Below are 10,996 nucleotides of genomic sequence, written 5' to 3' on the forward strand. Positions count from 1 at the left end.
GGCAGGCGCCGGCCCGCGACCGCCGCGGCCTGCTCACGCTGGCCGAGGGCGCGCTCCCGGCCCGCCACGGCGACCAGGTGATCGTCTACCGGCCGGTGCTGGCCGGGACGCTCAGGGCCTACGACAACGGGGATCTGGCCCTGTCGGGCCGGGCGGCGGACCACGTATCGCTGGGAGCGGCACAGGCCGAACTCGACCGGCGGCTCGGCCCCGGCGCGCTCGACCGGCTGATCGCCGAGGCGTTCGCCCAGTTCCAGGCGACGACACCGCCCGGCAGCGACGACGCCGTGCCCGACGACGCCGTGCGCGGGCAGGAGACGGCGTTGGCGTTGACCCCGGGGGGTCGTCGTGCGGGCGCTGGTCCTGGGGTCGTGGATGGCGGGCACCGGGTGGGACGACGTGCTGGCGGCGTTGTTCGCACCGGTCGCGGACGTCCCGTTCACCCGCTGCCCCGCCACGCCCGGCGGGCCGGCGTTCTCCCGGGCGCGGCGCGGCGTGCCGGGGGTGGTGGTCGCCGCGGTGTGCGAGGCGGTCCTGGCGGTGCTGCGCGCGGAGCTCCTCGACCCACACGACCCGCAGGCGCTGACCGCGGGAGCGTTCCGGGTCGCCGGCTTCGACGGGACCCTCCTGCGGCTGCCCGACACGGCGGCGAACCGGGAGCGCTTCGGGGCGGGCACCGACCCGGCGCCGTTCCCGCACGTCCGCCTTCTGATCGACGTCGACGCCGGGACGAAGACCCCGCTCGGCTACGCCCACGGCCCGTCCTCGGGCGCGAAGGACACCGGCGAGCAGACGCTGCTCGAGCAGGTCGCGACCGCCACCCCGGCGATCTGTCACCCCGGGCTCCTCCACGTCGGGGACCGCAACGTCCCCGGCGCCGAGCGGCTGGCCCGGCTGACCGGCGCCGGGATGAACCTCGCGGTACGGCTGCGCGCCGGGATCACCGTCGACGTCGACACGTGGCTGCCCGACGGCTCGGCGCTCGTCGACCTCGGCACCCACCGACCCCGTCGCGCTGCCCGCGCTCGCCCTCGCCGCCGGCTACCGGGCCCGGTGGGGTGCGACCGAGACCCCGATCCGCGAGACCAAGGCGACCCTGAACGACTCCGGACCCGGAGCCGGGCCGATGCTGCGCGCCACCGACCCGTTCGAGGTCGACCAGGAGATCCCCGCTCTCCTGCTCGGGGCGGCTCTCCTGCGCGCGGTGCGGCGCAGCGTCGCCGCGCAGGCCACCCCTGCCCAGCGCGGCGCCCGCGCCGGGCAGCCGGTCCTGGCCCGGGAACTGTCCACCAAGGCCACGGTGCTCGCGATCACCCGCCACCTCGGCGCGGCGACCCCCGGCCTGCCCGACGAGGTCGTCGCAAGCCGGCTCGCCGCCGTCCACAGCGCGCTCGGCCGGCGGCGCAACACCCCCGGCCGTAACCGCACCCGCGAACGCCGGGCGAAGAGCGTCTCGGAGTTCCCCCACGCCGGGCCCGGCCTCACCACCCGCACGGTCGTTTACGAGACCCGGATCTGCGGACCGATCATCGACACCCTCACCGCGGCGGCCCCAAGACTCACGCTTCCCGATGTCACCGAACGTGACCACACTCCGCAGCCAGCCATGGCGGCCTGACCGACGCGATCAAGAGAGTTTCACTGGCATTGGTTCCGGCCCCGATCCAGGTCGGGAAGAGATGGGTGTCGGAACGTACCCACTCGTGGATGAACGGCTACGGCAAGCTACGCCGCTGCACCGAGAAGGACGCGGCGGTCGTCGACTTCTACCTGTACCTGGCCGCCGCGTTCGTCACCGTCCGCAGTCTGATTCGGAGGGCCACGACCACCCACCGCTGGGCCACCCGGCCCACCACCCGCCGCCTGAAGTGAGCCTATTGCCGGGCGCTCTTAACCAGCATCGTTCAGCCCGGCCGAAGGATGCGCGCGAGCCGAGGCCCGACCGGTTGCTGGGCGACCTGGTGGAGGCGCTGCACGAGCCGCACCAGTTCGGGGCAGTCCGCAACGCCCCCGCCCTTGAGCGTGGCGCAGTCGACTGGGTTCGGGAACGGGGCGAGTGCGCGATGGTCGCTGGTCAGTACTTCGCCTGGGCGACGCGGCAGGTACATGAGCGTTGTAACGTCGTATTTGTGGGGTTCGAGCAGAATCACGGTGTCGTCGGTACGGCCCTGCGCGATCAGCTCGTCGAGTTCTTTCGATAGTGCCGGGGTCAGTTCGTCGGCCCAGACGATGATCTGGCTGGCGATGGCGATCAGCATGGACACTGTCTGGAACCAGGTCGCGGTGGGTAGGTAGAGCCGGTTGCCCACGACGAAGCGCATCTCGAACGGGTCGACCTCCAGATCGCCTGCTGTGGTGCTGGCGACCTGGACGAGCGGAACACGGGCATCGAGATCTTCGAGTACTGAATCGGCGTCTCGGTAAGTGATCACTTTCACGTGATCGGCCCGCTTCTCGTTCAGGATGAACTCGGCCGTTGTCACGCCGGAGCGCTCGGTCATCTCGAAGTTGCGCAGCAGCAGCACGAACGGCTGGCCTGTGCACGCCCAGGACCGCACGGTGCCGGCCGACCGCGTGTGCACGCGACGCGCCCGCCCGACGACCCCCTCCATATCGCTTTCCGGGTACCAGTGGCGCTGTCGTCGCAGGTAGTCGAGCTGGAACTCGGGTTCGGTGAAGGCGATTCGGTCCAGTACGCGGTTGGCGTAGCACGCGACCGTCACCCAGCGGTCCAAGTCTCCGTCCAATCCGGACGGTGCATCACCGAACCGTAAGATTATCTCGGCGAACGCGTGCCGAGCAGCGGGTTCGTCGTCGAACTGGAGGGCGAGCAGGGCCAAGTTCACGAGGGCTTGGGCGACGCGGCCACGTAACTCCGGGTCCGCACTTCCCTGCCAGCGCCGCGCGACCTCGGTCCATACTTCGGCAATATGGGCTCTGCGCGTGTCCCATGGCGTGCCAGCGATGCTTCGCAGCATCGCGATCTGCACCAGTGCGCGGCACGTCGCCCGCTCGACCTCGAGCGATGTGCTCGTGCCTGCGCGATCGACAACCTCCCGCAGGATCCGCTGCGCGACGGAGTTGTGTTTCGGGCTGTCGGATGCAAGGTAAACACAGTCGTCGGTGAGGCCCATGATCACCCGCCATGCGAGGTCGGGGTTTTGGTGACCGGCGTAGCGCTCGGCGAGCCAGCCGAGCACCAGGAACGCGTCGTCGATCAGGCCATGCCCCGCAACGCCGATCGCGATCTCGAACAGACCAAACGTATGGTCGTGCTCGGTGCTGTGCTCTGCGAGTTCGCCGAACAGCCACTGCTGGAACCGGTGGTTCCCCTTCTTCGCTGATACCCCACGCCGGAACTCCTGCCAGTGCGCCAACGCGCCGTCGACCACCATGTCCCTGCTGAGTCCGACAGTCGCCCAAGGGTCACTCACCGCACCAACTGTGCCAGTTGATCATATTGGGGTTCCAGCGGGGTAAACGAAACGCGATTGACGTGGATGTCGCGTTCGGCGACGTCGGCGCGTAGCAGCGGGTCGATCTGGTGGTCGGGGTTTTAGTCCGGGGTTGAGACCCGCGCGTAGTCAATGCGGATGTGGGTGAGCACCGCCGGGTCGGTGAGGAGGAGTTCGGTGGGCTTGAAGCCGCTGGTCATGGTCGTGATCATCATGCCGACCGGCCATAGTTCGCCGCCTGCCTGGACTTCGTGCACTCCGGCGACACACTCCTTGTCCCCGCCTCCGACCGGGGCTCCACTCCCCGAAGAACCTGATCGCCTGAGCGACCTGCGCTCCGCGAAGTCCGCTTCGCCCCCCTGCACGAAAACCTCGACACCACCCCACCCCTGGCGGCCGGCACCCCGCATAGGTCGATCGTCGCTGCGGTTCTGACACTCAGGAATCCCGCATGGACCCCGACAAGTGGGGAACTTGCTGTGCATCTCCATCGTCTACGCTGTAGATAAAGCAGCGCTACGGGTGGGAGTGTGCAGCAGTGGAGATGTATCGGTATCACGCGGTGGCGAACGGCCTGCGGACGGATCACCCGATCCCGGATTTGCCGTTCGTCGACGACGCACACATCCCTGTGGACGACCCGAAGGGGATCTCGGCGGTGGGTCGTCATCCGGGTGGTAAGACGTGGGGTCGCCAGGACCGGGTTCGTGAGGGCGGGTGGGTGGCGTTCACGACCGACCCGGGCCGTCATGATCTGTGCTGGTTCGTGCGCTGGCATCCTGACCATGGGCGGTCGGTGGTGCTCTACCGGGACGACGACGCCTCCTTCGTGCACATGACCTACTGGGGGCCGGCTCTGCTGTACCGCGCTGGCGGCTACTGGTGGGACGGTGACGGCTGGTACCGGCCGGCGCAGGTGTGGGACGCGGCGGGTGAGACCTACGTGCGCCGCTCGGTGCCCGGGGCCACGACCGTCAGTGCGGCCGATCTACTCGCCGGTGGCGGGGACGCTGTCCGCGGGCAGGTGTTTTCCGTGGCGGACGTCGACGCGGACACCGGCCGCGTCGATCCGGCCCGGCTCGTTGCCCCGTGGCTGAACGAACTCGCCTGCTGGGCCGGGTACCGCAGCGACGGTGCCCGGCCGTTGGCGGAGTGCGTGGTCCGCGTCGCCGCGCCGGAGCTCACCGGCGATCAGCTGGTCAGCCAGGCTGAACTCGCCGCGATCGGCGGGATCGCCGCATCGACGCTGCGCGCCTACCTTGCCCGCGGCGAGGGCGACGTCCCGCTGCCCCAGGCCAGCGTGGGCGGGCGCAGTGTGTGGTCGCGACCGGTCGCCGAGGACTGGGCCGAGCGGCGGCGCCGCTCGGACGACGGCGTGAGGGAGACCATCCAGGCGACCCGGGGTGACGCGACGCAGCCCCCGGGGATCATCGATGTCTGGAACCGCTACGTCCGGATATTCATGTCGGGCCTGTGGGAGAACCCGAACCGGCGCCGGCGCTGGGCACTGCGCTGGCGTAGCGAGGCGGCCGTGCGTGACATCGCCGAGGACCTCGGCTGGTCTGTCGCGGCCGACCTCACCGGCGAGCGTCTGGTCCCCATGGCCGACCTGTCGATCACGATCCGCTACGCGATCCTCGACGAGTTCACGACCGGCCGAGAACTCGACGCCAGCGCCGCCAGCCGCGTCGACATATACAAGCCCACCTTCTACGGGATCAACCGCCCGATCGCCGGGATGCTCGACTGGCTCATCCGCCACCGCCCCACCCTCGCCGCCGCCACCATCGCCTCGGTGATCGGCGAAGCCGAACGACGCGGCATCCCCCGCCCTGTCAGCGAGGAATCGATCCGCACCGCGCTGTCCCTGGACGGCACGCTCGACGCCGAGAGCTACGACGCGTTCCTTGAACGAGTCCTGACACCAGCAGACAGCTGATCCACAATCACCGAACCGCACTTCTCGTAGTGAGATGATAACGCCAAGTATCTTTTTGCGGCTTTGAGGAAGCGGCTCCTCTCTGCGTGACGGATCTGCAACCTATCGTGCAAGTATTCGGTGATCGTCCTGGTGGAGTGGTCGGTATGCGGCGAGAGTGGAGTCCAGAGCATCTGATCGCGTGTCGGATGCTGTGCGAAGGTGATCTGAAGCTGTTGCAGAACAAGGCGGGGGCCATGCCGTGACCGGAAGCCCGGAACCGGCCGGGTTCGCCGTCGTGACCGCGTTGTTGTGCACGGCGGAGGAGTTCCCCGGCGAACTCGGCGACGACTACCCGGCCGCCTGCGCCGCACTTGGTTTGGAGACCAGCTCCGAGGGCTACGCGCTGCTGCTCGGCCAGGACGCCAGCGGGGCCTACTGGACCCAGATCTCGACCGATGTCGACAGTGTCACCGCCGCGTTGTCGATCTGGGCGATGGGCAACGAGGCGGATGTCATCGTCGAGATCGCCACGGTGGTCGCGACCTGTCCCGGCTGGCCCGTCGAATACGCCATCAGTCTTGCGGACCGCCCCGAACCCCACGCCGCCCGACGCCGGCCCGGTGCTCACCGCGCCGTCGAGGACCAGCTGGGCGAAAGCAATCCGGCGCCGGGCCGCGGACTGGCTCGCCATCGACCTCGCCGACACCCGTGACCCCTACGACATCGAGTTCGACCGGCTCAACTGGGGCGACACCGATCTGGAACCGTCGGTGCGGTTCGTTGACCTGCTGCCCCGCGCCCCGGCCCCGGACCATCCCGCTGTGGTGCGTGCGCTACGCGAGGTCTGGCTGCTCGCCGCTGCGGCCCACCCGCCCCCAGGCTCGGTCCGCGCCAGACAGGCTGCCGGTGGCGGCCGACTCGTGCGCGCGGGCGGCGACGGCTGGAGCCTGGTGACCAACACCGCTGAGCCCGCCCTGGCGCTGCTCCTGGTCGACGACCTCGCCGACATGGCCGTGGACATCTCCGGCACCGACGGGCTGCCGCGGCTTCTCGACGCGCTCACCGCCGCCGCATCCCGTGCCCTGCCGCCAGGCCCGGCGAAGCTGAAGAACCCGATCCCGAGGCGGCCACGCCGGTAGCCGGACATCCCGACTCTCATGAAGGAGCTTTACTGGTGAGCGTCTATTACTATGCAGCGGCGGGTGACGCCTCTTCCGAGGGTCGGGGCGCCGAATGTCATCGGCTGGCCGCGCTGGCGGGTACCCCCGCGCGCCGACAGGTCATCATTACGCGCATGTTACGGTAAGAATCATGATCGATCCGCTATGTGAGGTCTGTGGCGAGCGCCGACCCGACGCCGTCGAGCGTCCCGTTCCGCTCCGCACTCTGGCATGTAACACGTGTTGGAACGCGGTAACGACCTTTCCGGAGCGCGAGCCGCTGCCGCCGGCCATCAACGAGCTCGTCGAGCAACTCGATGAGGGACTGAATGTCGACGTACGCGCGGGCAGCCCTACGACCTGTCGCGATTGCGGAGCCGCTGGTAGTTGGCATCGGACCGTCAACGGACGATGGATCATCTTGGAACCGGGTGACTATCCCATAGGTAAGGTTCCGAGCGGGAGGCGGTGGCGAGTCGCCGGCGACGGAACGGCGGTGAATCTCCGCAGCGCCCTGCCTACCGATTCCTGTCGAATCACCCACTTCGATGTCTGCCCCGCCGGGCCCGAACCCGCGGACGCCCCGTTTCTGCGAGCCGTGTGGCTCCGCAATGCCGGTGGCCCGGAACCCGTAGAAGCAAAACCGGCCGGCGGTGGCGTCCGTAACGGTGATCCTTCCGTTGATCGCGCTGACGTGATGAACGCAGTGGACTGCCCACGGTGTGGTGCGCCAGCCGGCGAGCCATGCCTGCGACGGGACCGCATAACGGCGCGCATCAGCCTTCACAGAGCCCGCTGGGACCATTTTGACGCGTTCAGAGAAGTGTCCGACGGGCGCCCGTCGCGGGGGATCATGGTCCGACCGGCTGACCAGCCCGGGAGAACCTGATGTGCTGGCAGTCAACCACGAGACCGACGCCTTACCACGTGTGCGCCAAGCTACCCGACCGCGAAGGTCGCGGGCGGGCGATGTCCCGGGGATACGCCGGCGCCACGGCCCGGCCCTTCGGGCCGCCCTGGTGACGCCGCGGGCGGGAGTCCGGGTGGGGCCACCTCGGATTGCTGAGTCCGCGGGCCGATTAGGGCCTGTTCCGAGTCCGGATCACAGACGGGATGATCGTCTTTCGCGTTCGGATGCTCCGGCTGGTAGCACGGTTGTATGACCCGTGGCGACCTGACCGACGGCGAGTGGGAGTTGATCGAGCCGCACCTCCCGCTGGGGGCGTCCGGGCCGATCCCTGACCTGCGCGGCTACTTCAACGCGGTGATGTGGAGGTTCCGTACCGCCAGCCCCTGGCGGGACGTGCCGAACCGCTACGGCTCCTGGTCGACGATCTACGACCGGTTCCGTGCGTGGGCGCGGGACGGGGTCTTCCAGACCCTCATGGACACGATGATCGTCGAGGCGGCGGCACGCGGCGACGTCGACCTCAGCCTGGTCAGCGTGGACTCCACCGTCGCCCGCGCGCATCACCACGCGGCGGGCATGGTGGTCGATCCGGATCTCCTGGAGGACGTGGAGAAGGCCCTGACGGAGGAAAAGGGGCTTCGGAAACCGGACAAAACGACCCTGTGACCGAGGCGCCCGAGGACGCGGAGGAAACCGAACGGGCCCGGCGCCGCGCGGTACACCGACGCCGCAAGGCCCGGCTGAAGGCCGCCGAACGGGGCCGCTCCCGGGGCGGGCTGACCAGCAAGGTGCACCTCGCGACCGACCGGCGCTGCCGCCCACTGTCCATCATCCTCACCCCCGGGCAGTCCGCGGACAGTCCGCGTTTCCTCCCGGTTCTGAAGAAGATCAAGGTGCGGGGGTCGGTCGGCCGCCCCAGGACCCGGCCGGACGCGGTCGCCGGAGACAAGGCGTACTCCTCCCGCGCCAACCGCGCCCACCTGCGCACACGGAAGATCCAGGCGGTGATCCCGGAGAAGGCCGACCAGAAGGCCAACCGTAAGAAGCGCGGCAGCGCCGGAGGCCGCCCGGTCAGCCACGACGCCACGCTCTACAAAGACCGCAACACCGTGGAGCGCGGCATCAACAAGATCAAGGAATGGCGGGGTCTGGCCACCCGCTACGACAAGACACCCGAAAACTACGCCGCAGGACTCCACCTGCAACGTATGTGAAGGTCGCCGGACGATGGACCTATCTGTACCGGGCCGTCGACCTTCACATACGTTTCGTCGACGAACCAACGATCACCCGGTGTGTGCCGGCATGGCCGGGCCGCGTCGATCAGCAGCGGGGTGAACCGGCGCACCCACCGGTAGACCGTGACGTGATCAACCTCGAGGCCGCGTTCGGCGAGGAGTTCCTCGACGTCGCGGTACGACAGGGCGTACCGCAGGTACCAGCGGACCGCCAGCATGATCACCTCGGGTGGGAACCGGAACCCGGCGAACTCCGACGTCGGAACCGGTGGACGGACACGACGTCGACGCATCACTCGATCATGACCGGTCAGGAGCTGCGGGACAACGGACTCTGCCGATGCAACAGTGCCCACCCCACAGCGCAGTCACCTGTGACGCATGCCGAGAGCGGGGACGGGTGTTGAGCACACACCCGGATCTACCCGTCGATCATCGACCCTCCGCTCCAGGAAGATCACTCATAGTGTGCGACCTTGTGTCGCAGCGAGTTTTGGCACGCTACACGCCCGCATCGGTGATCTTGATCTCGCCGAACTCGCCCTGCTCTTCGATGACCTTGCGGATGACCTGCGACGCCTCATCACCCGGGATAGAGCTGGTGGTGCTTCCGGGGCAGGACATACAGCCCCTGCTCGGTCTCCTCGCGGCGTCATCGACCGCGACATGCGAAAATGGCGATCGTGACCCGCGTTGTTCATGTGCCTTACGCCATCGACCAGGACGAGGACGGCGTCTGGTGCGCGTCCGCCCAGCTCCGCCCAGGCGTCGGCGCGGTCGGCGACGGCCTGACCCAGGAAGCCGCGATCGCCGACCTGCGGGAGGCACTGGAGGTCCTGCTCGCCGAGATCGGTCCGCCGGACGAGCTGACCCTGACCCTCGACGTCGCCTGATGCCCGCCACCGTCCCGGTAGTAGCAGGGGCGAAAGTGGTCAAGGCACTCGAACGCGCCGGATTCATCGTTACGAGAGTCAGTGGCAGCCATCACGTCATGCGCCATCCCGACGGCCGTACGGTGATCATACCCGTTCACGCAGGCAAGGACGTGCCCAAAGGAACCTTGCGCAACATCCTGTCCATCATCGGCATGACCGCCGACGAGTTGCGGAAGCTGCTATAGCCACTCGATGCCGGCCGGGGCGTCGCCGCGCGTCGGCGACCGCTTCGCGCCGTCGGCGCCGGGAGAGAGCGGGGCGCGCCGACACCGCCGGGCGGGCGGCGCGGCCCCGGCCCGCCGTTCGCGCCACCCGCACCGCCATTCGCCCGATCGGCGTCGCATTGCTGGGATTCACCGAATACTGTGGGTGACAAACGTAATCGCCCGTTATCCGAAGAAACGATGGGTGCTGTGGGCTCATTCTGGGTGCGGACGCTGCGAACCTGGCCGACAGCGTCCGATACTCGCGGGCATCCGTAATTGCCGCAGCCTGCACGTTCGGGCATTCCCTGGTACGGACCGGCATGTTCCGGTAGGTATGCCAAGGTTCTTTTAATCCGCGGGTCGCTCCTCGAGCGCCAGGGCACGCATACCGGGCCAGTTCCGGCGACAGCATCGGAAGAGCACTGCCGCGCCGCTTCCGCTCCTCGGCGCGTGACGCGCCTGCGGTGCGGGTCGGCTTGCCACCGAACATCCGGTTCAAACGGGCACCCGAACGGGTGTACCCGGCTGTGTACCCGAGCCGACGGACGTCCGCGAACGGGAACGGACGCCGGTGGACGTCCGGTGCAGGTCACCGGACGTCCACGAACATCAGCGGATGGTCTGCCCCGCTCTTGTAATCGAGCGGTTAGGGGTTCGAATCCCCTCGCCGGCTCCGCTCTGACCAGCGGGTTTGGCCCGCATGCCCGTCTACGGGGCCTCGGCGGACACCCAGATGGGAACAAGATGGGAACAACAGTGCAAGATCGTGTCGGGATGTCGCAATGCCGACTTCGACGGTGGTCACAATCCGCAACATTTGGAGATCACTTTTCGGTCGGATCGCCCGGTGTGCTGCGTGTTCGCGGCACGACGCGGGCGGCGTTCTCGACGGCGTTGCGGGTGAGGTCGGGCAGTACGGAGGTGTAGGTGTCGGCGGTGATGGTGATCGAGGAGTGCCCGAGGAGCTCTTGGACGATTTTGAGGTCAGTGCCGCCGGCGAGGGCGAGGGTGGCGGCTCCGTGTCGGAGGTCGTGGAGCCGGATGGGTGGGAGCTGCGCCGCGAAGGCAAGTCGCTGGAAGCGGTAGCTCAGGAACGAGGGATGGATGTCGCTGCCGTCTTCACGGGTGAAGACGCGGACCGAGTCCGTCCATGCTGGGTCCCAGCCGTCGT

Annotated in this window: 10 protein-coding genes and 4 pseudogenes; 9 read left to right on the forward strand and 5 right to left on the reverse strand. The window is 68.5% G+C overall.

Annotation, left to right across the window (positions count from 1 at the left end):
• Window positions 1–677 (reverse strand): annotated as a pseudogene (locus MJ777_RS20245) (hypothetical protein); the annotation flags it as partial.
• A gap of 449 nt (window positions 678–1,126) precedes the next feature.
• Between MJ777_RS20245 and MJ777_RS20250 the strand changes: the two are divergent.
• Complete coding sequence (locus MJ777_RS20250) at window positions 1,127–1,618, forward strand: hypothetical protein (RefSeq protein ID WP_239377462.1); 492 nt, start codon at window positions 1,127–1,129, stop codon at window positions 1,616–1,618.
• 32 nt (window positions 1,619–1,650) lie between these two features.
• Window positions 1,651–1,872 (forward strand): annotated as a pseudogene (locus tag MJ777_RS20255) (IS5/IS1182 family transposase); the annotation flags it as partial.
• A 32-nt stretch (window positions 1,873–1,904) separates the two neighbouring features.
• On the opposite strand, the gene MJ777_RS20260 reads toward MJ777_RS20255, so the two are convergent.
• Entirely contained in the window at window positions 1,905–3,434 is a 1,530-nt protein-coding gene (locus tag MJ777_RS20260) for a hypothetical protein (protein ID WP_239377463.1), read from the reverse strand.
• Window positions 3,435–3,999: 565 nt separating this feature from the next.
• On the opposite strand from MJ777_RS20260, the gene MJ777_RS20265 reads away from it, so the two are divergent.
• The 5 genes and pseudogenes from MJ777_RS20265 (at window position 4,000) to MJ777_RS20280 (ending at window position 8,660) form a co-directional block, all read left to right on the forward strand.
• Window positions 4,000–5,394 carry a hypothetical protein gene (locus MJ777_RS20265; RefSeq protein WP_239341460.1) on the forward strand — a complete coding sequence of 465 codons (1,395 nt, stop codon included), beginning with the start codon at window positions 4,000–4,002 and terminating at the stop codon, window positions 5,392–5,394.
• Window positions 5,395–5,635: 241 nt separating this feature from the next.
• Window positions 5,636–6,088, forward strand: coding sequence for a hypothetical protein (locus MJ777_RS20270; RefSeq protein WP_239377464.1), 453 nt, complete (start codon window positions 5,636–5,638; stop codon window positions 6,086–6,088).
• Window positions 5,997–6,515: a hypothetical protein gene (locus MJ777_RS20275; protein ID WP_239377465.1), complete on the forward strand. Its 519-nt coding sequence runs from the start codon at window positions 5,997–5,999 to the stop codon at window positions 6,513–6,515. The genes MJ777_RS20270 and MJ777_RS20275 overlap by 92 nt, the downstream gene beginning before the upstream one ends.
• Window positions 6,516–6,687: 172 nt before the next feature.
• Complete coding sequence (locus MJ777_RS23255; protein ID WP_370652787.1) at window positions 6,688–7,425, forward strand: DUF6083 domain-containing protein; 738 nt, start codon at window positions 6,688–6,690, stop codon at window positions 7,423–7,425.
• A gap of 270 nt (window positions 7,426–7,695) precedes the next feature.
• Window positions 7,696–8,660, forward strand: a pseudogene (locus MJ777_RS20280) (IS5 family transposase).
• A gap of 124 nt (window positions 8,661–8,784) precedes the next feature.
• Here the strand turns inward: MJ777_RS20280 and MJ777_RS20285 are convergent.
• Together MJ777_RS20285 and MJ777_RS22810 are read right to left on the reverse strand one after the other, a co-directional pair.
• A pseudogene (locus tag MJ777_RS20285) lies at window positions 8,785–8,977 on the reverse strand (IS6 family transposase); the annotation flags it as partial.
• Window positions 8,978–9,185: 208 nt separating this feature from the next.
• Entirely contained in the window at window positions 9,186–9,308 is a 123-nt protein-coding gene (locus MJ777_RS22810) for a hypothetical protein (protein WP_255724130.1), read from the reverse strand.
• Window positions 9,309–9,358: 50 nt separating this feature from the next.
• Here MJ777_RS22810 and MJ777_RS20290 point away from each other — a divergent pair, with 50 nt between their 5' ends.
• Both MJ777_RS20290 and MJ777_RS20295 read left to right on the forward strand, forming a co-directional pair.
• Complete coding sequence (locus MJ777_RS20290; protein WP_370652788.1) at window positions 9,359–9,577, forward strand: hypothetical protein; 219 nt, start codon at window positions 9,359–9,361, stop codon at window positions 9,575–9,577.
• A gap of 35 nt (window positions 9,578–9,612) precedes the next feature.
• Window positions 9,613–9,804: a type II toxin-antitoxin system HicA family toxin gene (locus MJ777_RS20295; RefSeq protein ID WP_370651762.1), complete on the forward strand. Its 192-nt coding sequence runs from the start codon at window positions 9,613–9,615 to the stop codon at window positions 9,802–9,804.
• An 845-nt stretch (window positions 9,805–10,649) separates the two neighbouring features.
• Here MJ777_RS20295 and MJ777_RS20300 read toward each other — a convergent pair.
• Window positions 10,650–10,996 (reverse strand): tyrosine-type recombinase/integrase (locus tag MJ777_RS20300; RefSeq protein ID WP_239377467.1); only part of this gene is annotated, 347 nt, incomplete at its 5' end.

The sequence above is a fragment of the Protofrankia sp. Cj5 genome, from assembly GCF_917627405.1.
Classification (GTDB): domain Bacteria; phylum Actinomycetota; class Actinomycetes; order Frankiales; family Frankiaceae; genus Protofrankia.